Raw genomic sequence first — 26,611 nt, forward strand, 5'->3', positions numbered from 1 at the left:
TTATGGGCATATACAACCGGGTGGGGTGGGAGCATACAGAATATACTGGTCACACCGATAATGTCTTTGCGGTCGCCTGGTCACCTGATGGCACACGCATCGCTTCTGGCGGCCGCGACAACACGGTACACATCTGGGATCCACTGAACTGTCAGCGACTCCTCACGTTTCATGGTCATCCAACTTGCATACTGGCTATCGCCTGGTCGCCCGATAGCCAGTATCTGGCAACCAGTTGTACCAGTGGCCTTGTCCAGGTCTGGCAGGCCAGAACCGGTACGATCATCCATACTTATCGTGGGCATACCCGTTTTGTGCGCAGTGTGTCCTGGTCACCTGATGGCACCTGTATCGTCTCCGGCGGAGATTATGGCGACAACACGGTACAGGTCTGGCAGGCCTTTGATGGGACACACCTGTATACCCATAGTGGCCAGTATCGTATCTTTTCCTCCCTCTGGTCTCCACGCACTGCGCGCATCGCCTCCAGTTGCTTTGAGGACAATGTACAAGTCTGGGATGCCACAACAGGCGATCATCAAATTCAGTATGATGGCCACAGGGGAGCGGTCTACGCCACATCGTGGTCTCCCGATGGTACCCGCATCGCTTCAGCGGGCCATGATCGCCAGGCGCATATCTGGGATGCCAGCAGCGGTCAGACGTTATGTATCTACCGCGAACATACCCATTTCATCAAAGCCATTGCCTGGTCTCCCAATGGCGATTTTTTGACCTCCGCCGGCAACGATACTATCCTCCAAGTCTGGAACGCCGAAACAGGTCAGCGCCTGGTTTCAGAATTTCGGCAACACCAACATTGGATTCGCAGCCTGGCATGGTCACCCGATAGTACTGTGATTGCTTCAGCCAGCCAGCAGAGCATCCACCTCTGGCTCTGGCAACAATCTCGTTACTAAGTTGGGGCTTTTCTGCATCTATTTTCGTGATCCAGGCGTACTAAAAGCGTGTCATATGCTGAACCATAATGGGTTGTAATGAGGAGGATGCCTTCAGGACAAGACACAGCACAGATGCTGCCGGATATAGAGCTATCTTGCACGTCCTGAGAGGATACATTGAAAGGAGATTGTATGACAACATATCAGACACCAATTGTGATAGGTATTTTTCAAGATGAGGTACAGGCAAAGAATGCGGTCGATACCTTGCGAAACGCTGGCTTCCGGTATGATCAGGTAGGGGTAGCCATTAATGCTTCTACTAATGCTACCTCCAATTTGCAGACTGATCTCGTAAACCTTGGCGTTTCTGAAGAGCAGGCGCACTATTACGATGAGGCTTATAAGTCCGGCAAAATAGTTGTCTCAATCCGCCCCGATGGCCGCGATAGCGAGGTACAGGATATTTTGACGAGTAATGGGGCTTACAATTATGAACAGCGGGAAGCCGCCGCCACTACCCCTTCAGCGTCAACTACCACAGAGACTGATGCAGCTGATACAAGCGCCCAGCCTCAAGATGCAGTACAGGCTGAACCAGCCGATGCACAGGATGAGGCAGCGAGCACTACCTCCAACCAGGAAACCGCAGAATAGGCTTACACTGGAGGTGGGAATAGCTTGCCAGCCCGGGGGCGCTAACGCCCCCACTCTTTATATTTAGAATATGTCTGAATATTTAGAATGTGTCTGAAACCTGTCACCATGGGAAGCAAAACGCCCCCGTACGGGCGGGCGCATGCGCGCCCGAGCCCTTTTTATTCGTTGGTGCAGCCATTCGCGCAATGCGCGAATGGCTGCACCAACGAATAAAAAGACCTTTTGAGCGCCGAAGGCGCGTAGCGTCAGGGGCCGAAGGCATAAAAAAACCTGCTTTTCATATACGCCTGTAGCGCACCATTATATCTCTTTTTATCTCCATTTAAGATTTCACAACACATCCGATAATTAACAATAACTTATCCTAAAGGATTATTTTTAACATCCTCTTAACATTTTCATAAAACATAGTTAATCGATCAGTGATAATTTGTGGTGAATAAATAAAAGTAAAAATACTTATCATTATTCGATTTTAACTGCTCCACCGAGAAATTGTAGCTACATGCAACACCTTACAGGTTGGGGAGTATTCATGAAACTGCAATGGCGTTTAGCCTTTATGCTAACGGCCTTAATGGTACTCAGTGTGCTGATTAGCGCCTGCGGCAATCTGGATGCCAGTCAGCCAGATACTACTTCTAGTTCTGGCGCCGCAAAAAAGATGGGCAACCTGACCTGTGTTCAGGCAAATTTGCAGATAACTGGCTCAACGGCATTGCAGCCACTGGCAAAGGATGTGGCCGCAGATTATCAGCAGCGATGCAAAGGCGCCAATATTACTGTCGGTGGTGGTGGTAGCAGTACCGGTTTGAAGAATGCTCAGGATGGCAGCTCTCAAATTGGTAATTCAGATATCTTTGCTGATAAGAACATATATCCTGATCTGGTCGATAATCAGGTGGCTGTTGTGACCTTCGCGATAGTGATTAATAGCGATGTCAAAAATATCAGCACTTTGAGTAGCCGGCAATTACAGGATATTTACGCTGGTAAAACGAAAAATTGGCGTGAACTTGGCGGTCCAGACCTGCCTGTTGTCGCGGTCAGTCGTCCTGCAGGCTCTGGCACACGTGTTACATTTGAGAATTATGTTTTGGGACAGAAAGAAACGATCTCGGGCAATCCTGTGGCTAATGCTTCCGGTGAAGTCAGCACGACGGTAAGCCAGACCGCGGGGTCCGTCTCATATATTGCGTCAGATTTCGCGCGTAAAAATAATTTGCATGTGGTTAAAATCGATGGTGTCGATGGCACTGAAGCCAATGTAGTCAACAACAGCTATAAGTTCTGGAGCATTGAGCATATGTACACCAGAGGCCAGGCTACTGGATTAGCTCAAGCCTATATCGATTATATGAAAAGCCCAGCTACGGAGACATTCCGTGCGCAACAAGGCTTCCTGGATATCACCAGGATGAACCAGGAGGCACTAACCGCCAAAACGCCAAAGCATTCGTAGCGCCAGGTAGGTGGGATCGAGAAGTCTCTCGCTTCCTCCAAACATGAGCAACGGCTATCTAAACTGCACATACTGATATAACCCGAAAAAGGACATTGCTGTGGCGGATATCTCATCCATCAGCCCGAGATATAAACAACATAGTCATCCCAGAACCGTCAAGAGTCGCTTTATAAATCAGGGGGTACGCGCTATTTTCTTCCTCTGCGCGGCCTTAATTGTGGTCATCATTTTTGGGATTTTCTTCTTTATCGGTCTCAATGCCTTGCGCATGTTTAGTGCCGATCCGCATTCAAGCAATTTCCTTTCTACTACTATCTGGGATCCAGAAGGCAACATGGGCACACCCAGTTATGGGATGCTGGGCTTTATTCTGGGATCGGTGGTGACCACGCTTTTAGCAGTGCTTATCTCTACGCCACTGGCTTTCGGGATGGCTCTCTTTATGACCGAGGTTTGTCCTGCGTGGCTGGAAAATATTTTGCGCCCACTGCTGGAGGTCTTTACTGGTATGCCCTCGGTGGTGATTGGCTTCCTGGCGCTGGTAGCTCTGGTCCCGATCATTCGTGATATCGCTGGACCATTGACGCCGATTCCGGCCCTGGCTGGCTATGGTTGGGCCGCAGCTACAGTGGTGCTGATCTTGATGATCTTGCCTACGATTATTAGCATCTCTATCGATGCGCTGCGTGCGCTTCCACTCACCATCCACGAGGCTAGCCTGGCGCTGGGATCTACCCGCTGGCAAATGATGAGAAATGCGCTCCTTCCCGCGGCAACCACGGGATTGGCGACGGCCGTGATTCTGGGAATGGCGCGCGCGATTGGTGAGGCCCTGGCGGTCAGTCTGGTGCTGAAAGGTAAAACGTTGCCACTCAATATCTTTACGCCCGCCATCTTTTTTCAGCCCAATGTAAACATGACGCAACCTATTGTGCTTAACTTTCCTGAGGCGGTCGGCGCTGAGCGCGATGCATACTTTATGCTTGGTTTTCTGCTGCTCATCGTTTCATTTCTCTTTATCTGTCTTAGCCGTTATATTGCCAGCAGGAGTGTCTATAAATGAGTGCCCAACAGCAGCTTTCTCAGCCCTCGTCCAATCCTGGTGCACAAAAAATTGCCTCGCTCCAGCAGCTGGTACGGCGTCTGCATCGCAACAATCAGGTCGCGCAAGGAGTGCTCTGGGGTATCGCCATCATCGTTACCATGATCTTTGTCTCTATTATCCTGCGCTTGCTAATCCAGGGCTTCCCCTCTTTGATCAATCCGCGGTTCTATGCACCCACTGGTGAGGCGTCCGTGGGAGCCCAGATCTTCAATACATTTTATATCTTGATCCTGGCAGAGATTATATTGATCCCTATCTCGCTGGCCGCTGCTATCTTCCTGACCGAATATGCGCCGCAGGGCCGGACGGTGGCAAGCATTCATTTTGCGGCTGAGACGCTTGCTGGCGTACCTTCGATTGTGCTTGGACTGTTTGGCTATGCTCTCTTCTGTACCTTCTTTGGCTTCGGTCTGAGCCGGATAGCAGGAGCTTTAACCTTGCTCTGCCTCAATTTTCCCAACACGTTGCGCCTCTTTGAGGATGCTTTGACATCGGTTTCACATGAGCTGCGAGAGGGAGGACTGGCCCTGGGCTGTACCAGGTGGCGTGTGGTGCATACGATTGTGCTTCCTTCGGCGCTCTCAGGCATTGTTACCGGTATTGTGCTCTCGGCAGGCAAAATCATCGGCGAGGCGGCCGCCCTGATCTTCACGATGGGCGCCAGCAATCCCGCCAATGTCTTTACGCTCAGTCCATTTATCGGTAGCGATAATTTGACTATCAATATCTACAATATTCAGAGCACCGGCGGTGGTCTGACCAGAGCGGTAGCCGATGCCGTAACTTCCGGCTCATCCGCATTGTTAATCATTATTTTGCTCCTCATTAATCTAGGAGCACGTTCGGCTGGTAATGCTATCCAGCGCCGTGTGACAGGGGCGTAACCTATAGCGGTACTCGTTCCGTTAACACATCAGGAAACATGGAAGGATAAGATCAGCGAGACATAGAGCGAAATTTACGAAAAGGAGTTATAATGGAACCGCAACATTTACATAGTTTTCAACCCCTATCACAATCAGGAATACACATGAATCAACAGCAAAGTTTTTCGCTTCGAGATAGCAATACATCGACAGCCAATGTTGATGAGATTGAAAAAGAAGCTAAACATATGGGTCATTTTGATCCCACCCGGACGTTAAATGCTCAAGCATCAGTCAGAATCGATGTTAAAAATACACACTTTTTCTATGGCTCTAAACAGGCTCTGTTCGATGTCTCACTCCCGATTCTAGATCGCCAGGTAACCGCCTTGATCGGCCCATCGGGCTGTGGCAAATCAACCTTTCTGCGTACATTGAATCGCATGAATGATCTGATACCTGGTAGCCGCGTCTCCGGACAGGCGGTATTTGATGACTTCAATATCTATGACAAAAAAACCGATGTCGTCCTATTGCGGCAACGTATTGGGATGGTGTTTCAGCGGGCCAATCCTTTCCCCAAATCTATTTTTGATAATATTGCCTATGGCCTGCGCGTTCAGGGTAAGTCTAGAAAATTGATTGAGGAGCGCGTGGAGTATAGCTTACAGGCGGCGGCCCTGTGGGATGAAGTGAAGGATCGCTTGCATACTTCGGCCCTGGGCCTCTCTGGTGGTCAGCAGCAGCGCCTGTGTATCGCGCGTGCGCTGGCGGTACAGCCAGAAGTTTTGCTGATGGATGAGCCCTGTTCAGCCCTGGACCCGATTGCGACGCTAAAAATTGAAGAGCTGATCACCGAGCTGGTGAAAGAGTATACTATTGTTATAGTGACACACAATATGCAGCAGGCTGCACGCGTTTCACACTATACGGGCTTCTTTCTCAGCGGCAAGTTGATCGAGTACTCACCAACGGTCCAGCTCTTTGAACGGCCCACACGTAAAGAGACCGAAGATTACATTAGTGGCCGTTTTGGCTAGGCCTTTTGAGAGGTAAGGGATTCCTGTGTCACGAAAAATATTGGTGGTCGATGATGAAACAGTTCTGCTCGATACCATTTCCTATAATTTAGAGCAGTCGGGCTACCAGGTTATCAGGGCGGCAGATGGCTTGAGCGCTTTAGATGCTGCTCGCCGCGATATCCCGGACCTTGTTGTGCTGGATATTATGTTGCCTGGCATTGATGGTCTGGAGGTGTGTCGCCAGTTGCGGCGCGAACGCACAACCGCGACGATCCCTATTATTATGCTGACCGCTAAGGGCGAGGAGATTGATAAAGTGGTGGGTCTGGAGGTGGGGGCAGATGACTATATAACCAAGCCCTTTGGACGACGCGAGCTGCTGGCACGGGTGCGTGCCTTGCTGCGCCGCGTTGATTATCCAGCCCAGGAGGGTGGAAGCCAGTATGCTACCCCGGTACCTGCTAAAAATGAACAGGGGAATATTCCCAGGCGCAAAGATTTAACGGTAGGTCAACTCTCTATCGATCAAGCCGGTCGCATAGTAACCAACCATGGTCAGAATGTTGAGCTTCAGCCCAAGCAGTTCGATCTGCTTACCTACCTGGTGCGCAACCGGGGTACCGTCCTGACACGCGACCAGCTATTGCACCATGTCTGGGGCTATGATTATGCTGGTGATACGCGTACGGTGGATGTGCATATCCGCTGGCTGCGTGAAAAACTGGAAGATGAGCCCGCCAATCCCAAATTGATTCAGACGGTGCGCGGCGTGGGCTATGTGTTTCGTGGCTAAAGCGCCTGGGACAATAAAAGAAGGCACGCATACATACTCATCACGACCTATATGGTACCTTCTTACATCAATGCTCGGTCCTGGTCTCAGCTAATGCCTGCAGCAGTTTCTGGTAGACAACGTCCAGGTGTTCGGGTACCACTTTGATATCGCTGATGACCGGCATAAAATTCGTGTCCCCATCCCAGCGCGGTACGATATGGTAGTGGATATGCTCGGCAAAACCGGCACCTGCCACCTTCCCCATGTTGATCCCCATGTTAAAGCCATCGGGATTCATAGCTGCCCTGAGCGCACGAATGGCCCACTGCGCCTGCGACATCATATCCGCTAGCGTTTCTGGACTCAACAGGTCCAGCGCCCCAACGTGCTCGTAAGGCGCCACCATCAGGTGTCCATTATTATAGGGGTATAAGTTGAGCATCATAAAACACTGCTCTCCCCGGTGCAGAATGTGGTACTTTTCGTCTTCGTGCGCGGCTGGCTGCGTGCAAAAAATACAACCCGGCGGCGGTGGATCCTTTGGCTCAATGAATGCCATGCGCCAGGGTGCCCATAATTGTTTCATTGTATTTCAGCCTCAAATCATATCTATAACATTTTTTCTCCCCCGGCTCATCAATATTGATGAGCCGGGGGAGAAAAAAAGATCATTGTGCCCTACTAGAGGGTCATATTGTACTATCTTATTTCTTTTCTATTATATCTGCAAGCTTTGATGGATCAACCCATTGCTCAGCCCAGATATGAATCGCATCTGTCACAGGCTTGAGCGCATATCCCTTCTCGGTCAGTTGATATTCAACGCGTACCGGAATCTGCGGATATACCACCCGTTTAACAATGCCTTCAGTTTCTAATTCACGCAGACGATCACTCAAAACGCGGTCTGATAATCCTTCAACGAGTGCAGTTAATTCACAAAAGCGCCGAGGGCCTTCCATCAAAGCGTTTAATAGCAACCCGGTCCAACGCTTACATATTACTTGAACGGCATGCTCATAGCGAGGACATACATTTGCAACGGTTGCTGCTGTTACTGATTGTTCTATCGCCTTCGTCGCCATAAATGCTTTGCCTACCACTTCCTATTCTAATCCTCCAAAAGAGGATAAAATAGATATGCTGAATGCTAGTGTACTATCTCATAATTTTATGTATCTCCTAGTATACCACGTTTTTTGCTCTAAGGCAAGGAATGTTACGTGTAAAAAGTAAGCCCAGGGTGAGGCAAAAACACTGTTTTTGCCCCACCCTGGGCTTACTTCAATGTGATAAAATCCTTCAATAGGTTCGGGCCTTGCGCCCGATTTTTCCTCGACACATGGCAACGTACCCATGTAGGTTCGGGCCTTGCGCCCGATTTTTCCTCGACACATGGCAACGTACCCATGTAGGTTCGGGCCTTGCACCCGATTTTTTCGCTGGACATCATTTATGCATAAAAACAAGATGGGGGAGGACCGGGCATGCTGGATGCAGCCTTTGAGACACAGGTTGATGCTTTTCATCTGGATGTGGCTTTTAGTATACAGTCTGGTCAGACGACGGTTTTGTTAGGAGAAAGCGGGGCCGGTAAAAGTACTATTCTACGCTTGCTGGCTGGTCTACAGCTGCCACAGCAGGGCCACATGGTACTCAATGGTATTACCTACTACAATAGTAAAGCAGGCATCTTTATTCCGCCGCAGAGGCGACCATTCGGCTATGTTTTCCAGGACTATGTCTTGTTTCCACATCTAACGGTATTTGAGAATGTGGCCTTTGGCCTGCGCGCCCAGCATCTTCCCCGGTCAAGAGTTCGCGCTTCGGTTGCTGAGGCCCTGGAGATGGTTCAGTTACCCCATCTGTCGCAGCGCCTGCCGGCCCAACTTTCTGGAGGACAACAGCAGCGCGTGGCGATTGCCCGTGCCCTGGCTCTTCGTCCCCAGTTGCTGCTGTTGGATGAGCCGCTGGCAGCGCTGGATGTGCAGACGCGGCGCGAAGTACGGCAGGAGCTGCGCACAATTCTGCGCGAGGTACAGATTACGACGCTGTTTGTGACGCACCATTATCTGGATGGCCTGCTCTTTGGGGATCAACTGCTGGTGGTGGATCAAGGCCGCCTGGTACAGCAGGGAGATCAGAGGGAACTGCGCGAATTTCCTCGCTCATCGTACATTGCGGAACTGGTGGGGGTCAATTTTTTCCGGGGCCAGCTGTTGCGCACTGAGAATGAGACGACTTGCCTGATTCGCTTGCTCCCCAACCCTTCGACCAACCAGCCAGTTGAGATGGTCGCTATGCTCAAAGAGCAGGCCACACTGCCCGTCAGTGGCACAGAGATCTTTGTAGTCATCGATCCACGCAGTATTACGCTCCACCTGGCCCAACCGGAAGGCTCAGCCCGCAATGTCTTTCAGGGTACCATCATGCATATTATTCCCCTGAGCACAAGTACGGGTAGCTATGATGGTAAGGTGCGCGTCAGTATTGCGCTCAGCCAGGCCGGGGCGCCGTTAACGGCTGAGGTCACAGAGAATTCGGTCACCCGCATGGAACTGCAGGAAGGTCAGACTATTTTTGCTACCTTTAAAGCCAGTGAGGCCAACGCTTACCTCTAGTCTGCTCGGCAGTCAATAAAAGCGCGCCTGCACCAGGATAAGTGATCTCCCTGGTTGTATGCGCGCTGCATTGCTCTATGCGACCTGCCTATTCGTGGACGGTCTCGCTCTGCCAGTCACAGGTAGCTGGCAACAGATTCTTGAGGGTCTCGGCTAACCCATCCAGGTCGGTAACGTCGTCGCGATAGACAGCCCAGGCTTTAGCTTTCTGTCCCGGTTCTGTGACTTTGCGATAAACGATGACGCTGATGCGTTTCCCGTTGGGAAAGAATTCCTCTTTGATGCGCGTGATATCTTTCCAGGCCAGGTCAATAACTTCTCCACGGCGACTGCGCTTGACGACCGACTGTGGCCCGACTGTAATCGTAAAGGGGACCGGGGCAACCAAGCGTAAATAATAAACGAAACCTGCCAAAAACAGCACAGCCGCAATGGTACTACCAATGACTGATGCATCATTGCGACTGGCGTGTTGATAGACAGCAATCCATAAAACGAGGGCGGTCACCCCAACGAGACCAAGGATGGTCGCAACACGCTTAAATAGGCTCAACCCCGGCCCGATAAATACATGCTCTTCTGCTACTGGATATGATGCCATGTGATGCTCTCCAAAAAATGTAAGCGATTTCCATTGCGTATTGTAACAACGGGAGACGAATCACGCAACGGAGAAAATAGAACTAACCAACATCGGTATAATCCAATACGAAAGTGCCCGATGTTGGTATAGTTAAAATTGGTGAAAAATGTGGGAGATTTACCAGATGTTTTTGTTCAATGTGGCCAGGAACTCGGTGTTATTGCTAGTTTTGGCCATGTGCTGCAGTAACGCCTCGGTTGCTTCTAAACTGCTCTTTCCGCTCTGCTGATCAGCCAGCGTGGAGAACATACGACGCATAACCACAATCGAACGGAGCGTCTTGTCATCGAGGAGCAATTCTTCGCGGCGGGTACTAGAGCGAGCAATATCAATAGCGGGGAATACACGGCGCTCAGCCAGCTTACGATCCAGCAGCAGTTCCATGTTGCCGGTACCTTTAAACTCTTCGTAAATCACGTCGTCCATACGGCTACCTGTATCGACCAGGGCGGTGGCGATAATGGTTAAACTACCACCTTCTTCAATCTTACGGGCAGCTCCAAAGAAACGCTTGGGCGGGATCAAGGCACTTGGATCCAGACCACCAGAGAGGGTACGACCACTTGGCTGTACAGCCAGGTTATAGGCGCGGCTCAGGCGGGTAATACTGTCTAGCAGAATGACAACATCACGACCACCTTCGACCAGGCGCTTGGCACGTTCCAGCACCATTTCCGCCACACGCGTATGTGCTTCGGTCGGCTCATCAAAGGTTGAACTGATCACCTCGGCTTTCACCGAACGTTTCATATCGGTAACTTCTTCTGGCCGCTCACCAATCAGCGCAATCATCAAATGGGTGTCACTATAGTTTTCGGTGATGGAGTTAGCAATTGACTTGAGGAGGAGGGTTTTACCGGCTTTCGGGGGAGAAACAATCAATCCGCGTTGTCCGCGTCCAATAGGGGCTACCAGGTTGACCAGGCGCCCCGATATATTCGATGGACCGGTCTCTAGATTGAACATTTCTCGCGGGAAAATTGGTGTCAGATTATCAAAGTGAGGTCGCCGCTTGGCAATCTCTGGATCAACCCCATTGATGGCTTCAACACGCAGGAGTCCGTAGTATTTCTCGTTGTCTTTAGGAGGTCTCACCTGACCAGATACCATGTCGCCTGTTCGCAATCCAAAACGGCGAATCTGGGACTGCGAAACATAGACGTCCATATTTCCGGGCAGGAAGCGCTCCTGACGTAGGAAGCCAAACCCATCTTCCACAATCTCCAATACACCAGCACTGAAGATATTTCCTTGCTGCTCGGTATTGGCTTGAAGAAGTCTAAAGACGAGGTCTTGTTTCTTGAGGGTGCTGTAACCAGAGAGTTCGAGGTCGCGAGCGATGTCGCGTAACTCTGTAATGGTTTTAGTTTCTAACTCAGCTATGTTCACGTTGTGTAAGGGCGCAGCGGATTCTTGAGGAAAACGCCCTTTCTCCTTTCTGCGGTTGAACCAGGATAGTTATTGGTGGGAAATTTACAAATCGGGCCATGTTGAAATATTTTACCCTGCTTGAAAGACTTGGATCACAGGTGGCTTTGATGGTTGTTAAGAGGTGCCAGCCATATGTCAAAGACTTATACTACACACCTTGTCACAGGCGGGAACCTGGGAACAATCTGCTCGGTGCTGTATGTATCTCTGAAGCTAGCTAGAATATACCACAGGCACGAAGGGATGTCAAGTGTGACACCTGCATCTTCTTCTGCTACATAAAACAGGGAGAATGTTTGTTATTGTGTTCCATTTGACTGGCTTCCCCTGGGTGGGAAGCTACCTGCCCCTTGAATACCTGCCCAACCAGCTGCCCGTTGCATATCATAGAATGAATACCAGTAGTTGTCAATCCACTCGTTGCAAGCATGTAAGTACTCGCCTAACTCACGCTGCTCCAGCTCTCGATCAACGACCTTATTGGCATGAGGATGCTTGTAGCGCCTGGGTAGGGGTGAGCCGAAGCCGTGGATGTAGTGCACAAGCTCATGCGCAATAGTGGTAATTAAAACATATTCGGGTATCTGCGACATGCGAAGCAATGTATTAATGCCAATAAAAGTCATGGTTGCATCCGTTGAAAGCCGGATCAGTCCTAATCTTCCTTTCCAGGGATAGCCGTAAGCAATCGTGATTTCATTCACACGTGGACTATCTGCGAAGTAATTATGCCATAGCCATTGTAAATAGTCGCTTAGCTGGTATCTATCGGTTGGCCTGGTATACGGGGTAGGTTCTTTTATAAGTACCGAAGGTATCATCCAGGGACTCCTTCACAGAAATATAAAATTACCTGTTGCCATTCATTCAGGGTAACCTAAAAAACCAGATTGAATGGTATCAGGTAAGAATTTTCAACTTGTGATTTCAGTATACCAACCCCCCTCGTAGGTTCGGGCCTTGCGCCCGATTTCTCTATTTCCGCATGTAAACGTACATCACGTGGTTCGAGCTTCGCACCCGCTTTCTCCTCCACATAGAAACACACCCATCGACCGCAAAGGTCGAATCTACGCCTCGTATCGTTTTTGTCTTTAAGATGGGGAAATGTTGTGATAGGTTCGGGGCCGTGCGCCCGATTTTATCTTTGAGGATGATACAAATAAATGGAGTGAGAGGCCGTATTGGCTATCGAGCGATCAGCACTCACGGCCTCTATTAACGCATAGATAGAACAAGCAGCCCCATCACATCAAAACCAATTAAGATAAACATTAATGCCAGGCAAACCACCAGGACGCTGCGTTGCCAGTTATAGTGCAGAAAATCTATCACCTGGTTATTTATCAGCGGGTTAGTAGCAGGAAATACCGATGATGCACAATTTTTCCCGGTATGACGAGAGTCTGAAGTGTGCTGAACACTATTCAGAGTGCCATCACTTAAATGCTTCCAGGTGTGGCAACGATCGCTAATAGCCTTTTCAAAGCCAACATAAAGTGTTTCTTCATCGATTGGTTGTTGCGGTGGTAAAGCAACAGCCATCGGGGCTGTCTCATATTCATCATTAGTAACAACAGGCAAATCACAAATATCTAAATCAATCTCAGTTGTCGGGCACAAGGTTGCACTCATGATCTCTACCTCCTTAACAATATATTCTCTACACGATGAATAATAACGGAAGAAGGACAAAAAATCCATGGGTCAAATGACATGATTAGTGCTCATATAGTTGAGTTTAATGCAAATCTAATCTTTTTACAAGCAGGATTTAATCTCTTAAGACAGACATAAAAGCCAGGCACAACCATATAGGAGACAAATGTATTCGCATATGAGTGCACTATATTTATGTGCTGAAAACGCCAATGCTGCTCTTTATTATCGGTCATCAGCAATAAAACTGAAATACGCTATTATCGGCACGCAAAAAGTCCCGACTCAGAATGAACAGGACCCCTTTGCACGCAGTTGATGGTAAAATAGAGCCTACCGATACTTATCAGGTGTTTGAAACGTAATACATCTTGAAAGGGGGTTACGTGCAAAGTCGTCCTAGAAGGCCACAGTTTTCCTCTCGCCCGGAGGGGAGCGGTGCCAATGTTACTTCGGCCATTGGTATGGAGGAAACGTTCGGCCGCTCACGCGCTCGCCGTACCTCGCTCTTTACACGCACGGTGATGTGGGTAACGGGACTTGTCTGCGCCACCCTTTTGCTGGCTACCTTTGCCCAGGCCTGGTCCAATCATCATTTGATCGCCCAGGTACAACAGGAACAGCAGGTATTGAAGCAGGTGCGGGATAAGCATACCAGACTATCTCAAGATGCCCGCCATTATCAAGATCCCGCGGTAGTAGAAAATGAGGCTCGCCAGCAGTTCGGTTATATCCGTCCCGGTGAACACGCGGTGGTGATTATCGATGCCAATAATAAGGGGCAGCAAAAGGTCCAGCCGACCACTGCGCCGCGACAACAGGGACACTGGCAGGATTGGTGGAAAGTTTTTTTTGGTTCAACACCATAGAGAATAGAAGAAAGTCATACAATCTTTTTATTTTCTTGACAACCTATGTATGATGAAAGTATAACGTGAATATATTTACGTTGTACAAATTATCACTTTTGGAACAACAAATGAACGCGAAGCGCAAACCTGATGTAATAATAGCTTATCCTATTATGCAGCTCCAGTATTGGCTGGGGCTTCTTGAGCTTTTACTCCGAAAGGTGCGTTTCGCAGCGTAGATTTTGTATTATCCCAGGCGGAGCGCATACAGCGTTCCGCTTTTCTTTTTTTACTTGCAAAATTGTATGGCTTTGGCTTTGGCTTTCTCAGCACCGGGATGTATAGTTCTGCATTCCATCTTTGACAATTGCCTTTCTCCTCTCTTGTGGTATCAGTGGTGATCCGCCATTAAGAGCCGTGGTTGGCTTATTCACGCAGAGGTCGGCCATGCATATGTCAAACCAAGCCAGATCAGGGGGTTATGTGGGGATGGGATACGGTTGGGAGCACTTTATCAGCATAGCAGCATTGGGTATGGCTGCCAGAAAATCTGACCGGGATCACAAAACGCCACCAATGAGTTCGGCTCTTTCCAGCCCATGGAAGGTTGGCCGACAAATTCATTATGAGTAGGAGTTATATATGAGTACGCAATCTATGGTGTCGGAACAAACTTCTCTGGCTGAACAATCACCCGCCCATAAGGTAGAAGATTATATGCAGGAACATTTGACACGCTACCTGCATGAATTGAGCGATCTCTGTGCCATCGACTCGGGAACGGCTCACAAGGCGGGCGTTGATGAAGTGGCACTCTACCTGGCCGGGCGTATGCGCGGATTAGATATGGATGTCACTATCTATGAAAATGAAAAATGGGGCAATGATGTCTATGGTGTTCTAAAAGGTACAGGTAAAGGTGTTATTGTGCTTCTGGGCCATATGGATACTGTTTATCCCGTCGGTACGGCGGCGGCACGGCCTGTGCGTATTGAAAACAATAAAGTTTATGGTCCTGGCGTTATCGATATGAAGGGCTGCATTCTCTCGGCGATCTATGCCCTGGAAGCGCTCCAATTTATTAAACATCTTGATTTTGCTGAAGTTCGTTTCCTTTGTGTCTCTGATGAAGAAATTAGCAATCGCCATAGCAAGGAAATTATTCGCCAGGTGTGTAGTGGCTGTCATGCGGCTCTGGTTCTGGAAGCGGCCCGTGAGAATGGTGATCTGGTGAGCGCGCGTAAAGGGGGAGCCTGGTATAAGCTACGCGCCAGTGGACATTCGGCACACGCTGGTGTTGAGCCTGAGAAAGGCTTGAATGCCATTCTGGAACTGGCCCATCAAATTGTGCAGTTACAAGCGCTCAATGGCTGGCGCGATGGCCTCACGATCAATACGGGGCGCATCAACGGCGGTATCGCCACCAATGTGGTGCCTGACTTTGCGGAGGCCTGTGTCGATGTTCGCTTCGCACGCACTGAGGATCGCGTGGCCCTGGAGCAGCGCTGGTATGAGTTGATTCAGCAGCCGCTGGTTGAGGGAGTTGAAGTGTCTATAGAGGTTGATCCTGATGATCGCGATCCTATGACCTGTACGCCTGAGAATCTGCGTATGGCCAGGTTGGCACAGGAGATTGCGCGGGATCTGGGCTTTGAAGTGCGTCATGCGCCGACCGGGGGGATCTCAGATGCGAACTATGCTTCAGGCTTCGGCTATCCTGCCCTCGATGGCCTGGGACCCGTAGGGGGTCTGGATCATAGCCCGAATGAGTATATGGAACTGGATAGTATCGCCCCACGTACTGCTCTGCTGGCTGGTTTGATCACTTCAATTGGTCTGCACGCCGAGTAGCTTTTGTACGTACTGTCTGGGTACTACATCGTACTTATTCACTCTTTTTTAATTCCTTTGTCAGATAGTAAGTGGACAGTACTGCAAACATTTCAAAGAGAGTTTGAAAGCCATAGGGTTCGCGCCTTCGGCTCCTGACGCTACGCGCTTACAGCGCTCAAAAGGTTTTTTATTCGTTGGTGCAGCAGTCGCGCAAAGCGCGACTGCTGCACCAACGATGCTGTATAAGCTTCTAGCAAATGGGAGCTCAAAACATCTTCCGAGTGTTGGCGCATCGGGCGCGCACAGCGCCCCCATAGTCATGGACTTCAGGCACATTTTTATATGTTGGTGCAACCTGCGCGCCGTGCGCGCAGGTTGCACCAACATATAAAACAGGCTCGGGCACGCATGTGCCCGCCCGTACGGGGGCGCTTTATTTCCCCATAGTTATGGGAGTCTGACACATTGTCAGGACAGCGAAAAGGCGGCCGATGGGCCGCCTTTCTCATTCTAAATCACTCAGCAACCTAAGCGCGAATCTCTTCGAGCATTGACAGGTTGATGAACAGATCGCAGCTCTGGCGCAGGGTAGCGGACATCGCCTCATCAAAGGCTGCTACCTCTACACGTACGCCGTGGTCAGAACAATAGTCTAGCATTGGCATAAAGTCACTATCACCGCTAACCAGCACGATGCAGTCCACAGCTCCTCCGTCAACCAGGCGTACCACATCCATACACAGATCCAGGTCCAGGTCGGCTTTTTTGGCTCCGCTGGAGAAGGTTTTGTAGTTCTTGGTTGTGATGCGATAGCCAAGTCCTTTTACGGCCTGCAGGAACATCTGCTCGTCGCCGGGTTGTGGACTGGTCGGGCAGTAGGCATGGGCACGAACCAGGCGGCGATTGCCACGCAGGAAGTCGAGCAGCTTGCCGAAGTCTACTCCAATGCGCAGGGTGCGGGCGGAGTAGAGCAGGTTAGCAACATCCACAAACACACCGACGCGCTCCGTCGATGGGAACGGTGGCAGAGTTACTGAAACGTTGGTCGGCGCCTGGCTGATGCGGCGGAACTCCGCTACCATGCGGTCCGTCTGCGTCTGAAGGGCCTGCGCAACCACGTTAGCAAATTGTGTCATAGCGGCCGTTGATAGACCTCCGTCTGACGAGCGCGCTGATGGATAAAGCGATGGGGTTGGAGTTGGACGGCTCTCCGCACGGGTATTACGGCCATCGCGTGTCAAGACGCTGCCGCGGGCAGGAGAGGGCTCCGGTCCCATAAATGGTCCAGTCACATCATTTCCTTGATTCATCTGGTTTACGGTGTGGCCAGAAATGATTGAGTATATATTGTTGTTGCCTTCAACGGATGCAGCTGGTGTGCGCGTTAATGGCGCGGGCATGGGCGCAGGTGTCGGCGTGGGAGCTGGAGGTGTATTTGATTCTCCAGTGCCGTGGTCGTGGCGCTGGCTGGCATGCGAGGCCGCGTTGCTCGAGCCAGAACGATGGCGACGGCGACGGCGGGAACTGGCTTTCTGCAGTTCCGAGTACTCCAATGGCGGCAGATCCTCTGGCGCAATCTCTTCTTTGTTGACGTTGACCTGCTCCGCGGCTGGCGTGGATGTCTCTGCAGCAGACTCATGGGAGGCTGACTGCTCTTTCTGGCTATGACGCCGACGTCCATGCTGCTCGGTTGGCTGGGTCGCTGTGCTGCTCTCGGTTTCCTGAGCGCCACCATTATTGTTGGCGTGCTTCTTGTTGTTCGCGGCCTGGGGCTCGGGAGTAGACGCTGTGCTGGCTGGCTGTTCCTGGTTGGCCTTAGCCTCTTCCACACGCTGCAACTTCTCTTCAGCTTTACGCTGAGCAGCGGTATGCGTAGTATGTACGGTTCCCGTTGAGCGCGCAGGCGTGTGGATGGTTCCACTGGCTACGCTGCTGGCTGGCCGATCGAAACGATAGCGGCGAGCAGGGCGGGGCGTAGCCGCCTCCGGGGCAGCTTCGGTTGGTGTCTCTGCTTTGGCTGCACTGGCTGTATTCTCTTCAGCAGCGGGCTGTTGCACTTCTTCTCGTGTATGGCGTCCAAATGAGCCGTGGCGCGGTAAGCGCAGGCGCGAGGCGGGACGCAGCAATGGGGAAACAGGTCGTGTCACAGGCTTTGGCTCTTCTTCACTCGCTACAACTGCAGGTTTCTCTTCAGAGGCAGCCATCTGCTCTTCATTATTGGCAACGGGGGACTCTGCTTGTGAAGCGTCCGCAGTTTTTCCTTCGGTAGTTGAGGGCTCGGTTGACTCGCTCAATTCAGGTTGTACCCGCTCCTCTGGATTGGTAAAATCAGCGGCCGCTGTCGTCAATCGCGTCAGGGCCTCTACCTGAGTGTCACGCAAGGTAGCTTGCAACGCTGCTTCAGCCTGTCTGAACTCAGCGATAAAATCAGTAAATGGCCGTACCTCTTCAGCCTTGGCATCAATGAGGTCAGATCCTTCTACATAGGGAAAGGTGGTATCTGGAACAGGAAGTTCCTCGTTGCTTGAGCTTTCCTCGGGCGCAACGCTGCTTTCTTCTGCCACAACCACACCCTCTGGAAGGGTTTCTTGCTCTAGCCGGGTTATTTCTTCCTGCGCTTCAGGGGTTTCAGTTCTAGTTTCCTCGGGCGCGGCGGGGGCGCTCTCGGCTGGAGCCTCTGGCTCTGTAGCAGCAGGCTCTGTTACTTCCTGGCCGGCAGGTTGTTCCTCATGGGTAGATGAGGGAGCAGTGTTTTCTGCTTCCGGCTGCCCATCAGTGGTACTGACTGGCTCTTCACTTGATGGTACATCTATAGCAGATGGCTGCTCCTCTTGTGCCTCATCTGCGGACTCGGAATGAGCCTCGCTTGAGGACTCTGGCTGCTCCTCTGCTGATGAAGGTGTTTCAAAACTATTGGTGGTCTCCTCACTGGACTCAGAAGCGGAGGAAACTTCGTTTGATTCTGGTGCGTCAGCAGAAACGGCTTCGGTCTCTGTTGACGTCTCTTGCTCGGACGCTGAATCAACCGCCGCCACTGATGTTGCTTCCTCCTGCGTCTCAGCAGAAGTCGTCTGCTCTTCAGAAGATGCGGTTTCTGATGCAGCGGAGTTAGCCGTCGTTTCGGTTTCGGGGGCAGACGGATATTTCACGACGGATGCATCAGCGTCGCTATGCTCATGATGCGTATGTTGCGTTGTCACTAAGATCTCCAGTCTCAGTCGTTACGAACCGGAGCGCAGGTTACTTCCGTAGAATACTATCGACTGAAGACAGTTGGGGCGTACATGCTTTTTCAAACCTTTACCAACTTGATGCCGATGCGCTTTTCTTATGGGCGGTACAACAAGAGATCTGTCCTGGCGAATTTTAACAATTCCGCCCCATCGTTATCCTCGGCTGTCTTTTCACTCTGCGCTCTTCTACACAATCCCGGTTCAGTCTTGTCTTTGTCAATGCCGTTGCTTATGAATCTTGCTGCACGCCACCAGTGAACGGCGGAAGTCTGATGGGCACAGGACGAACGTCGGAAAGCTGTACCTCGCTCGTCGTAACTGTCGTTGGCACATAACGATTGTCCATACTGGCAGTTTGTCGTCGATTATATCTTTGGTCACACGCTTCTAGTGGTTGACGTGTACTACGCCAGAAGGCGATAATGCATTCCACTGCGGTCACATTGGAAAGGACCACCAGTATGGCAAGTGCCCAGACACACGTGTTCGATAAAAGTCCAATAGCCAGTAAGATGACATATTTTGGGCGAGCCAGTAAATCCCTTTTTCCACTCTATTCCCAACCCCTCAGCGCGAACTTTGGTATTGCTAACCGTGAGAGAGCCAATAATAGCTATGTAAATGAAAACCATCATTCAGGTTTGCTCATGCGGAGCAGGCCAAAGTGTATCTCGACGGCCTGGATGCTGCAACGCATATATTTGAGCGGCCTGAACACGATAGTACTCTTTGAGTAACGGTCAAGCATCTAATCGACAATGCGCCAAAGGTTGTGGTAGTGTTACGGCTACAAGCCAACGCTCCACCGAATATGTCAAAAACGCCTGCAAACAGTATCAGCGGTCCTCCTCGCACATGTGCTGCTGGGCGCCGGCCAGCGCTGTAATAATACATAACAGCAGTCCTACGCCAGTCAACATGCTGGGAGTTACATCAAAGCGAGCCAGTAGCTGTATGATCCATGCGGCCATTTGTCTGGCTCGCTACTATACATGTCTGCTAAACATACTCCTATTGTACCACATTTAGACGGGGTGGTACTAGTAGTTTGTCGCTATAGATTTGCAAAGCTCTACAATGATCATGTATTCTTGGGCAGAAACCTTTTTGCCATAAAAGCTGCATACACGTTTCTTGCTTCAATGAAGGGGGACGCGCCCTCGAGGGGCGCATCTACGAGTTTCTCGTTACCGGGGCTTGAGAAAGCACCCGTGATGGGCGCACCTACGCGATGGCTGGACGGCGGGCCTCACGCTGTTCTTTGTTCATCAGATAGCGTACCCAGTGGTAGTAAGCTTGCATGTCCCACATTTTGCCGCCAGGAGCGCTGGCGTTTTGTTCAATGGCAGCGCGGATCTCTGATGCTGTCTTACCATTAAACCAGGTGACGCCGCTGCCAATGGCGCTCAGGGTGTGTGCGTCACTGTTGCCCAGCTCGGGTAAGCCGTAGACTTCTCGATTGGTGCCCATGGCGATGTAGTTAGCATAGATACCACAGAAGCTGGCGTTCCAGGTTTCTACTCCATCAAACCAGACGTCTTTGGAGGCATGAATCTGGTCCATGACGCTGCGCTGGCAGCTATGGCGGAAGAAACGGTGTAGCGGATGCGCAACTACGGCCAGACCTCCCTGCTCGTGAATCAAATCGATGCTGCGCTCCATGCTTAAACCGTCAGGAATTCTTTTCTCGATGAAGAGAGCTAGAAGATGACCCTGGGTGGTTGTCACTTCTTCGCCTACAACGAAATCAAAACGGTAGGAGCCTTTGGACCAGAGGTCCCGGGCCCTCAATGAGCCCTCAATAACATCATGATCGGTAATAGCAATCACATCCAGGTTAGTGTTATTTTGCACATGCTCAAGAATTTCTTCGATCGTAGCACAACCATCGCTATAAGTACTATGCATATGCAAATCTGCCTTGCCATGTTTGCCTGCGTACTGCGCCTGCTCACGCGTCATTTTTCGACGCTTCTTGAGCATCGCTGTACCGTGGCTTACATTCTCAAGAACTTGCTTCCCTTGATCGCGTTTGCTTGTTAACATGTCTTTCCTTTTCTGCTTCGGCCTGTGTTTGGCTAAGTACTCTTATGTACACATCCCCTCACCTGATATCATGGGCGGTATTCTTTATCTTGTCATCAGAACCAGACATTCGCTCATCCGTTCTGCCTATGCCTTGCAGCACTTGGGTCTACAGGCCTACCCCCCTCGTTCAGGTTCCACTTCCACACTACCATAGGTACATTAAACTTTCGAATTAAAATTATGTAATTTTTTGTTAAATTTGTGTTTACTGACTGCATAGCGCAACGGCTATATACAATTGTAGGTTAAAGAGGCGGACTAGTTGATATTGAGAGTATGCGAAGCTTTCGTCTTGAAGGTTACATCCATGATCATGCCTACTCTTCCGATCCTGTATCGGCCTCAATAAGCGCGGCACCAGTTGGTAGCGGCTCAGTCAGGATATGTGGATCAATGAGCCCCTCTAAGCGCTGAAGGCAGAGCTGAAAACGCTGGTGGTTTAAAGAACAGTAAACCTGTCGGCCAACCCGCCGGGTCTGGATCAGCTTGGCGCGGCGCAATTTACGCAGGTGCCAGGAAACAAGCGGCTGACTGATGTTCAGCCGCTCGGTCAGATCTGTCACAGTAACTTCATGATTATGTGCCAGATGATAAATGATGGTTAAACGAGCTACGCCCGCCAACGCTTTCAAGATCCTTTTGAGGTCACGCCAGTTGTCCATGGGCGTTTAATTTCCCCAGTTTCTTGAATATTTACAGACAGTATTTTGTCTGACTAGGTACCCCTCGATGAAGCTCTAAGGCCGTTTCGATAGAGGTTACACAATGCATAAAACTGTATTTATATTTTATGTTTCATTCCATACTATGTCAAGATGATGAGAAAAATGGGTCAAAAAAAAGCTTCCCAGTACTAGGAAGCTTATCTTATGGGTGACCAGGGACTCGAACCCTGAACCTAGCGATTAAGAGTCGCTTGCTCTACCATTGAGCTAGTCACCCGCGCCATTCCGCGTGGCAACATGATAATAGCATACTGTCCGGTTAGCGTCAAGGGGGAAAAGCATCCATTTTGTTCAATGTTATCACATCGACGTGCCCGGCTCCTACTGTATGCGGAAGTTGCGCCGATAAGCGGTGGGGGTGAGGTGAAAGGTTGAACGAAATACACGCGCCAGTTGAGCACTATCCCGAAATCCTACCTGGTGGGCAATATTGGTGGTGGAGAGTACGGTGGTGCGCAGCAAGGTCTGTACCCTCTCCAGTCGCAGTTGCTTGATATAGGCGGCCGGTGACATGCCAACTTCATGGGAGAAAATTTCGCTGAAACGGCTGGGCGATAAAAACATTCTGGCCGCTAGCTGCGGGACATTGAGTGGCTCGTGGTAGTTCTCTTCACAAAAACGGAGGATGCCTGCCAGACCCATCTTCTGCTGCGTATCGGTCTGGGCTATGGCCTGTGGTGCGCAGCCCTTCACCTCCGCTTGCTCGTTTTGCCAGCGCGCCAGGTGAATTAACATGCGAAAAAACTGGCTGCGCGTGAGTACGACGGCGTCCGGTGTGAGCGTTATATACTCGCTGTGAATTTCTGCAATCTTTTGCTCGATCTCAGCTTGTTTTTCTGGCGATAAATGCAGATGATGGTCGATCGCTTCTTCACGTACCTCTGGCTGCTTGAGCTGTTCAGGGACGATAAAGAGCCGCCAGAAGCCTGACAGTGAGTGGAGCGCCAGTAATTCATCGGCCCGAAATACTTCAGGCTGAAAATAAAAGGCATCAATAACTAGCTGACAGTAATTGCGATAAGCATGCACGGTTCCAGGGGAGAGCACATAGACGTTGCCACGGGTAATAGCATAAGGATGATCGTTGATCAGGTGCACGCCACTGCCAGAGCGTACGATATAAAAGGCATAAAAGTCTTCATGCTTATGCAGACCGGTGTCGTTGCCTTGCTCGAAGAACTCCTGTCGTATCCCCAGCGGCAGCCGTGGATGCGTTAAGATATCAGTAAAGAAGCAGCGCTGTAACTCTGGCCGGGCATTAGAGAAAAATCGGTATTCATATCGATAATGCAATTGCTCGTATACTGGCATCGGTCTTGCTCCTGTTCGGTGAAAATGCCAAAATCTCTCTCCAAATTGACAAGCAAGTCGGGCCTATTTTCCTTACTATTATCACTATAACCGTAGTATACCTTATCCAATCGAAGGAGAGAGATATGAGTCAGACAGAAGCAGCTGCCGCCAGCTATATCCCTTTTATTCAGTCGGATGCTCATAGCGATGCCGCAACGCTACGGGCTCGGATAGATGAGTATGGGTATCTGTTCTTTCGCCATCTTGTGCCGTCAGAGACAGTATTAGGGGTGCGACGCTCGGTGCTGACGGTCATCAAAGAGGCCGGCTGGCTAGATCCCGATCGTGACATGATGGAGGGCATTGCCCTGCCGGGCATCGAACCCAAAACCGAGGGGCAGCGGGAATATCTGGATGTCTATCGCCAGGTTTTGCGCTTACCAGACTTCCACAATTTTCCTTGCCATAGTTCATTGATGGCTATCGCTACGAAGTTGCTGGATGGCGAGGTGCTGGTTCATCCACGCCGCATCGGGCGCATTACCTTTCCCGGTTCAATGAAATATACGACTCCAGCCCATCAGGATTTCTTCTATATCCGTGGCTCGGTTGAGACGTATTCCTGCTGGACGCCCCTGGGCGCCTGCCCAATTACACTGGGAGGACTGGCCGTGTGGCCCGGTTCGCATCGTCGGGGCTTTATCGAGCACACCGCGAACCATCCAGGTGCCGTGGGAGGCAAGGGTGTACCGGTTGATGAGTCACAGGCGACCTGGCATACCGATAACTTCGAAATTGGTGATGCGCTCTTCTTCCGCTCCTATACCATCCATAAAGCGCTGCCCAATCTAACGCCCGATCACCTGCGCCTCTCTACGGATAATCGCTATCAATTGGATAAAGACGCTATCGATCCATCCGCCTTGCGTCCCCATTTTGATAGCAGTGGCAAATAAAGGAGAGATGTATGACAGCTACGTATTCTCTCAGTGAAGAACAGGTCCGTTTTTATCAGGAGAATGGCTATCTTCAGTTACTCAATGTATTGACGGCTGATGAGTTGATGCAGGCCCGCCAGGCCCTGGATGAGGTGCTGGAACAACAGCTAGATGCCCGCCATGATCGCAGCGAGGATGCCGAGTATCGCAAGATCTTCGTCCAGAAGGTTAATCTATGGCAGGTCAGTGCGGGCATGCGGCGGTATGTCTTTAATACCAGGCTGGCCGAGATCGCTCGCCAGTTGACACGGGCCAACACCATTCGCCTCTGGCACGACCATGCTTTGATTAAGATGCCCGGCGACTCTAAAGCCTCTAGCTGGCACCAGGATATTCCATACTGGCCGATGCAAGAGGATGGTGCGCTCTCCTGTTGGATGGCATTAGACGATGTGTATGTGGAAAATGGGTGCATGGCCTTTATACCGAAGTCGCATAAGCTGGGACGCCTGGAGCCGATCAATTTGAAAGCTCCACAGGATCTTTTCAAGCTGGTACCGGATGAGCAGGCGCGTACTTTGAATCTGGACTTCACGCCGCGCTTTCAACCTATGCCCGCTGGCAGTTGTACCTTCCACGATGGGCGCACATTCCACTATGCCGGCCCCAATCAGAGTAGCAAGCCGCGGCGTGCCATCATTACTATTTATATGCCGGATGAGATTCACTACAATGGTAATCCACACATTGTTACCGATGATCTGCAGCTTACCCCGGGCGCTACCTTGATCGGCGAACGCTTCCCGATCCTCGCCCCTAAACCCATGGTCGCAACCGCATGATCTTTAACAAATAAAGCGGGGAGGTGCAGGAGGGGCGGCGAGCCCCTCCTGCCGAGGTGTGGGCGAGCATGCCGGGGGCATGATCAAGTTCCCCACAAAATCCCCTCCCCTTCCTCGCGCTTTTTCGAGTGGTGAGGGAGAAAGCGGCCACGAGGGCCGCTTCTACCGGGCAGTTGGTGGTTTAGGGGTTGGCGTAGCCGTCGGTTTTTGATTAACCTTAGCCTTTTCATCATCAACCTTGCGCTGCAGGGCGCGCAGATACGCCTGTGCGCCATCTAGATCGGATTGCGTAATGGCATCCAGTTGTTTGGGTAGTTTATTGGATTGGTCGACCCAGGATTCCAATACCTTCTGGATCGCGATCAGCGTGGCGTTATCCTGATAGATACCCGCCAGCAGACCACGGGCAGTCTTGAAGGCACTCAGCATGCCCTTCAGGACGTCTCCTGTGATGGTGGCACCAAATTTGATGATTGGCGAGACAAACACATCATAGGCAACACGGGTGAGACGGGCCGCGGTAATGGCGCCTTCCAAGGTAAAACCTTCGAGATTTTCCACTGAGACGATGAATTCTTTGCGCGCCTGGTCCATACCTTGCGCTACCCCTCTATTAAAGGCATCCTGCACCTGGTGCTCGATGTTAGTGCTTACATCTCCCACCGATTGGGGTATTTTAGGAGCATATTCATAGGCAGCAATACCAGCACCAGCCACCACAGCTGCCCCGGCGCCTATCAATAAGCCACGGCGAGATAATTTCTTCTTTTTTGCCTTGCCTCTGGAAGGGCGTACCGCAGGTCGGTCTTCCGTATATTCATATTCATAATCGTAGTTATCGTCTTCTTCGGGATAAATCCGCTCGATCTCTTCGGGCTCCAGGCGTCGTGTTAATTTAGACTGAGGACGCTGACGTAGCGCGACAGACTGCACTGACTCATCATCGTCCTGATAATCTTCATAGTCACTGTCATAGCGCGCACGCTGGTCCAATGGTTCATCTATACCAAGATCGGGATCAACATCCACCAGGTCCCGCCAGTCATCCCCGTATTCGTCGTCTTTCGGCAAGTAGAGAGCGCTGGTCGGCGGCAAGTCTCTCCGCGAAGCTCGCTCTTCAGGTTGGATCCCCCGGTAACTCCTGCGAATAGGCGTTAGATAAGGATCGGACTCCTCATGACGCTCAATTGGTCTCCTACTAGGACGAGCTTCGTACAGATCATCGTCGCCATCATAGGGATGATCATTAAATTCTAGTTGTTCGGTTTCATCTTCGATCGGACGTTTACTGGCAATAATACTTTGACGCATGAGCTGCCGAGTTCGTCGAGGGTCCGGGCGCTGGGCAAGCAACATCCCGGATCTACCCGCAGTTTCGCCCTTGGACGATTTCGAGTCACTTCCACTTCGACTACGCAACGGATCATAATCATAGCCATACTGGCGTCCAGGGCTCTTACGATACATTCGGCGTTCCAGGTGATCCTTCGACATGCTTTCTTCTACTCCTCCTGAGCTGACAGTTGCCAATTGGGGCACTCATGCGGCACCAAGACACAGGATAATGAAGCAAGTTCCTTATAGTACACATTCTACCTCACATATTCCGTTTCGTCCACATTCTCCCCATCATGATAGGCACCAGACACTTTCTTATGG

At 50.8% G+C, this 26,611-nt stretch carries 26 protein-coding genes and 1 tRNA gene; 13 read left to right on the top strand and 14 right to left on the bottom strand.

The genetic code is table 11. From position 1 onward, the window contains the following. The first annotated feature begins 2 nt into the window (after nucleotides 1-2). The 7 genes from JMI88_RS22060 (at nucleotide 3) to JMI88_RS22090 (ending at nucleotide 6,813) form a co-directional block, all read left to right on the top strand. Complete coding sequence (locus tag JMI88_RS22060) at nucleotides 3-920, top strand: WD40 repeat domain-containing protein (RefSeq protein ID WP_201364143.1); 918 nt, start codon at nucleotides 3-5, stop codon at nucleotides 918-920. Nucleotides 921-1,094: 174 nt separating this feature from the next. Further along, a complete protein-coding gene (locus JMI88_RS22065) occupies nucleotides 1,095-1,559 on the top strand; it encodes a hypothetical protein (RefSeq protein WP_201364144.1) in 465 nt (154 codons plus the stop codon). Nucleotides 1,560-2,097: 538 nt separating this feature from the next. Next, complete coding sequence (locus JMI88_RS22070) at nucleotides 2,098-3,024, top strand: phosphate ABC transporter substrate-binding protein (RefSeq protein ID WP_201364145.1); 927 nt, start codon at nucleotides 2,098-2,100, stop codon at nucleotides 3,022-3,024. A gap of 100 nt (nucleotides 3,025-3,124) precedes the next feature. After that, a complete protein-coding gene (pstC, locus tag JMI88_RS22075; RefSeq protein ID WP_201364146.1) occupies nucleotides 3,125-4,090 on the top strand; it encodes a phosphate ABC transporter permease subunit PstC in 966 nt (321 codons plus the stop codon). After that, nucleotides 4,087-5,016: a phosphate ABC transporter permease PstA gene (pstA, locus tag JMI88_RS22080; protein WP_201364147.1), complete on the top strand. Its 930-nt coding sequence runs from the start codon at nucleotides 4,087-4,089 to the stop codon at nucleotides 5,014-5,016. The genes pstC and pstA overlap by 4 nt, the downstream gene beginning before the upstream one ends. 230 nt (nucleotides 5,017-5,246) lie before the next feature. Further along, complete coding sequence (gene pstB, locus JMI88_RS22085) at nucleotides 5,247-6,038, top strand: phosphate ABC transporter ATP-binding protein PstB (protein WP_201364335.1); 792 nt, start codon at nucleotides 5,247-5,249, stop codon at nucleotides 6,036-6,038. 25 nt (nucleotides 6,039-6,063) lie between these two features. Then, nucleotides 6,064-6,813 carry a winged helix-turn-helix domain-containing protein gene (locus tag JMI88_RS22090; protein ID WP_201364148.1) on the top strand — a complete coding sequence of 250 codons (750 nt, stop codon included), beginning with the start codon at nucleotides 6,064-6,066 and terminating at the stop codon, nucleotides 6,811-6,813. 67 nt (nucleotides 6,814-6,880) lie between these two features. Here the strand turns inward: JMI88_RS22090 and JMI88_RS22095 are convergent, their stop codons facing one another. After that, on the bottom strand, nucleotides 6,881-7,381 hold the full coding sequence (locus JMI88_RS22095; RefSeq protein WP_201364149.1) for an HIT family protein: 501 nt from the start codon (nucleotides 7,379-7,381) through the stop codon (nucleotides 6,881-6,883). Between the two features lie 118 nt (nucleotides 7,382-7,499). Next, the gene (locus tag JMI88_RS22100) at nucleotides 7,500-7,898 is read right to left on the bottom strand and encodes a winged helix-turn-helix transcriptional regulator (protein WP_236023006.1); all 399 of its coding nucleotides are present in this window, start codon (nucleotides 7,896-7,898) and stop codon (nucleotides 7,500-7,502) included. A gap of 384 nt (nucleotides 7,899-8,282) precedes the next feature. Between JMI88_RS22100 and JMI88_RS22105 the strand changes: the two genes are divergently transcribed. After that, nucleotides 8,283-9,416 (top strand): ABC transporter ATP-binding protein, encoded by a 1,134-nt coding sequence (locus JMI88_RS22105; protein WP_201364150.1) that lies wholly within the window; start codon nucleotides 8,283-8,285, stop codon nucleotides 9,414-9,416. Nucleotides 9,417-9,504: 88 nt separating this feature from the next. Here JMI88_RS22105 and JMI88_RS22110 read toward each other — a convergent pair whose 3' ends face one another. From JMI88_RS22110 to JMI88_RS22125, 4 genes are all read right to left on the bottom strand, one after another. After that, nucleotides 9,505-10,017 (bottom strand): hypothetical protein, encoded by a 513-nt coding sequence (locus JMI88_RS22110; RefSeq protein WP_201364151.1) that lies wholly within the window; start codon nucleotides 10,015-10,017, stop codon nucleotides 9,505-9,507. Between the two features lie 159 nt (nucleotides 10,018-10,176). After that, nucleotides 10,177-11,448: a transcription termination factor Rho gene (gene rho / locus JMI88_RS22115; protein ID WP_126596276.1), complete on the bottom strand. Its 1,272-nt coding sequence runs from the start codon at nucleotides 11,446-11,448 to the stop codon at nucleotides 10,177-10,179. Nucleotides 11,449-11,789: 341 nt separating this feature from the next. Continuing rightward, nucleotides 11,790-12,311 carry a hypothetical protein gene (locus JMI88_RS22120; RefSeq protein WP_201364152.1) on the bottom strand — a complete coding sequence of 174 codons (522 nt, stop codon included), beginning with the start codon at nucleotides 12,309-12,311 and terminating at the stop codon, nucleotides 11,790-11,792. A 397-nt stretch (nucleotides 12,312-12,708) separates the two neighbouring features. Next, a complete protein-coding gene (locus tag JMI88_RS22125) occupies nucleotides 12,709-13,125 on the bottom strand; it encodes a hypothetical protein (protein WP_201364153.1) in 417 nt (138 codons plus the stop codon). Nucleotides 13,126-13,535: 410 nt separating this feature from the next. On the opposite strand from JMI88_RS22125, the gene JMI88_RS22130 reads away from it, so the two are divergent. Beyond that, on the top strand, nucleotides 13,536-14,018 hold the full coding sequence (locus JMI88_RS22130; RefSeq protein ID WP_201364154.1) for an FtsB family cell division protein: 483 nt from the start codon (nucleotides 13,536-13,538) through the stop codon (nucleotides 14,016-14,018). A 624-nt stretch (nucleotides 14,019-14,642) separates the two neighbouring features. Next, a complete protein-coding gene (locus JMI88_RS22135; RefSeq protein WP_201364155.1) occupies nucleotides 14,643-15,851 on the top strand; it encodes a M20 family metallopeptidase in 1,209 nt (402 codons plus the stop codon). A gap of 509 nt (nucleotides 15,852-16,360) precedes the next feature. Here JMI88_RS22135 and JMI88_RS22140 read toward each other — a convergent pair. Both JMI88_RS22140 and JMI88_RS22145 read right to left on the bottom strand, forming a co-directional pair. Continuing rightward, nucleotides 16,361-19,033, bottom strand: coding sequence for a LabA-like NYN domain-containing protein (locus JMI88_RS22140; protein WP_201364156.1), 2,673 nt, complete (start codon nucleotides 19,031-19,033; stop codon nucleotides 16,361-16,363). 262 nt (nucleotides 19,034-19,295) lie between these two features. Beyond that, a complete protein-coding gene (locus tag JMI88_RS22145) occupies nucleotides 19,296-19,508 on the bottom strand; it encodes a hypothetical protein (protein WP_201364157.1) in 213 nt (70 codons plus the stop codon). A 19-nt stretch (nucleotides 19,509-19,527) separates the two neighbouring features. On the opposite strand from JMI88_RS22145, the gene JMI88_RS22150 reads away from it, so the two are divergent. After that, the gene (locus JMI88_RS22150; protein ID WP_201364158.1) at nucleotides 19,528-19,803 is read left to right on the top strand and encodes a hypothetical protein; all 276 of its coding nucleotides are present in this window, start codon (nucleotides 19,528-19,530) and stop codon (nucleotides 19,801-19,803) included. A gap of 99 nt (nucleotides 19,804-19,902) precedes the next feature. On the opposite strand, the gene JMI88_RS40175 is transcribed toward JMI88_RS22150, so the two are convergent. The 5 genes from JMI88_RS40175 to JMI88_RS22170 form a co-directional block, all read right to left on the bottom strand. Continuing rightward, a complete protein-coding gene (locus JMI88_RS40175) occupies nucleotides 19,903-20,037 on the bottom strand; it encodes a hypothetical protein (protein WP_268906007.1) in 135 nt (44 codons plus the stop codon). Nucleotides 20,038-20,290: 253 nt separating this feature from the next. Further along, nucleotides 20,291-21,112 (bottom strand): PHP-associated domain-containing protein, encoded by an 822-nt coding sequence (locus tag JMI88_RS22155; RefSeq protein ID WP_201364159.1) that lies wholly within the window; start codon nucleotides 21,110-21,112, stop codon nucleotides 20,291-20,293. 359 nt (nucleotides 21,113-21,471) lie between these two features. After that, a complete protein-coding gene (locus JMI88_RS22160; RefSeq protein WP_201364160.1) occupies nucleotides 21,472-21,816 on the bottom strand; it encodes an ArsR/SmtB family transcription factor in 345 nt (114 codons plus the stop codon). 208 nt (nucleotides 21,817-22,024) lie between these two features. Continuing rightward, nucleotides 22,025-22,096 (bottom strand) — tRNA-Lys (locus JMI88_RS22165). 104 nt (nucleotides 22,097-22,200) lie between these two features. After that, nucleotides 22,201-23,190, bottom strand: coding sequence for a helix-turn-helix domain-containing protein (locus tag JMI88_RS22170; protein ID WP_201364161.1), 990 nt, complete (start codon nucleotides 23,188-23,190; stop codon nucleotides 22,201-22,203). 125 nt (nucleotides 23,191-23,315) lie between these two features. Between JMI88_RS22170 and JMI88_RS22175 the strand changes: the two genes are divergently transcribed. Further along, a complete protein-coding gene (locus JMI88_RS22175) occupies nucleotides 23,316-24,128 on the top strand; it encodes a phytanoyl-CoA dioxygenase family protein (RefSeq protein WP_201364162.1) in 813 nt (270 codons plus the stop codon). A gap of 11 nt (nucleotides 24,129-24,139) precedes the next feature. Then, complete coding sequence (locus JMI88_RS22180) at nucleotides 24,140-24,952, top strand: phytanoyl-CoA dioxygenase family protein (protein WP_201364163.1); 813 nt, start codon at nucleotides 24,140-24,142, stop codon at nucleotides 24,950-24,952. A 162-nt stretch (nucleotides 24,953-25,114) separates the two neighbouring features. Here the strand turns inward: JMI88_RS22180 and JMI88_RS22185 are convergent, their stop codons facing one another. Next, complete coding sequence (locus tag JMI88_RS22185) at nucleotides 25,115-26,446, bottom strand: hypothetical protein (protein WP_201364164.1); 1,332 nt, start codon at nucleotides 26,444-26,446, stop codon at nucleotides 25,115-25,117. Nucleotides 26,447-26,611 lie beyond the last annotated feature (165 nt).

It is taken from the genome of Dictyobacter formicarum, from assembly GCF_016587435.1.

What these genes read in the sequence shown, in the direction of transcription:
- JMI88_RS22060 (WP_201364143.1), top strand. Translation starts at nt 3, where the DNA reads ATGGGCATATACAACCGGGTGGGGTGGGAGCATACAGAATATACTGGT.
- JMI88_RS22065 (WP_201364144.1), top strand. Translation starts at nt 1,095, where the DNA reads ATGACAACATATCAGACACCAATTGTGATAGGTATTTTTCAAGATGAG.
- JMI88_RS22070 (WP_201364145.1), top strand. Translation starts at nt 2,098, where the DNA reads ATGAAACTGCAATGGCGTTTAGCCTTTATGCTAACGGCCTTAATGGTA.
- pstA (WP_201364147.1), top strand. Translation starts at nt 4,087, where the DNA reads ATGAGTGCCCAACAGCAGCTTTCTCAGCCCTCGTCCAATCCTGGTGCA.
- pstB (WP_201364335.1), top strand. Translation starts at nt 5,247, where the DNA reads ATGGGTCATTTTGATCCCACCCGGACGTTAAATGCTCAAGCATCAGTC.
- JMI88_RS22095 (WP_201364149.1), bottom strand. Translation starts at nt 7,381, where the DNA reads ATGAAACAATTATGGGCACCCTGGCGCATGGCATTCATTGAGCCAAAG.
- JMI88_RS22105 (WP_201364150.1), top strand. Translation starts at nt 8,283, where the DNA reads ATGCTGGATGCAGCCTTTGAGACACAGGTTGATGCTTTTCATCTGGAT.
- JMI88_RS22110 (WP_201364151.1), bottom strand. Translation starts at nt 10,017, where the DNA reads ATGGCATCATATCCAGTAGCAGAAGAGCATGTATTTATCGGGCCGGGG.
- JMI88_RS22120 (WP_201364152.1), bottom strand. Translation starts at nt 12,311, where the DNA reads ATGATACCTTCGGTACTTATAAAAGAACCTACCCCGTATACCAGGCCA.
- JMI88_RS22125 (WP_201364153.1), bottom strand. Translation starts at nt 13,125, where the DNA reads ATGAGTGCAACCTTGTGCCCGACAACTGAGATTGATTTAGATATTTGT.
- JMI88_RS22135 (WP_201364155.1), top strand. Translation starts at nt 14,643, where the DNA reads ATGAGTACGCAATCTATGGTGTCGGAACAAACTTCTCTGGCTGAACAA.
- JMI88_RS22150 (WP_201364158.1), top strand. Translation starts at nt 19,528, where the DNA reads ATGGCAAGTGCCCAGACACACGTGTTCGATAAAAGTCCAATAGCCAGT.
- JMI88_RS40175 (WP_268906007.1), bottom strand. Translation starts at nt 20,037, where the DNA reads ATGGCCGCATGGATCATACAGCTACTGGCTCGCTTTGATGTAACTCCC.
- JMI88_RS22155 (WP_201364159.1), bottom strand. Translation starts at nt 21,112, where the DNA reads ATGTTAACAAGCAAACGCGATCAAGGGAAGCAAGTTCTTGAGAATGTA.
- JMI88_RS22160 (WP_201364160.1), bottom strand. Translation starts at nt 21,816, where the DNA reads ATGGACAACTGGCGTGACCTCAAAAGGATCTTGAAAGCGTTGGCGGGC.
- JMI88_RS22170 (WP_201364161.1), bottom strand. Translation starts at nt 23,190, where the DNA reads ATGCCAGTATACGAGCAATTGCATTATCGATATGAATACCGATTTTTC.
- JMI88_RS22175 (WP_201364162.1), top strand. Translation starts at nt 23,316, where the DNA reads ATGAGTCAGACAGAAGCAGCTGCCGCCAGCTATATCCCTTTTATTCAG.
- JMI88_RS22180 (WP_201364163.1), top strand. Translation starts at nt 24,140, where the DNA reads ATGACAGCTACGTATTCTCTCAGTGAAGAACAGGTCCGTTTTTATCAG.
- JMI88_RS22185 (WP_201364164.1), bottom strand. Translation starts at nt 26,446, where the DNA reads ATGTCGAAGGATCACCTGGAACGCCGAATGTATCGTAAGAGCCCTGGA.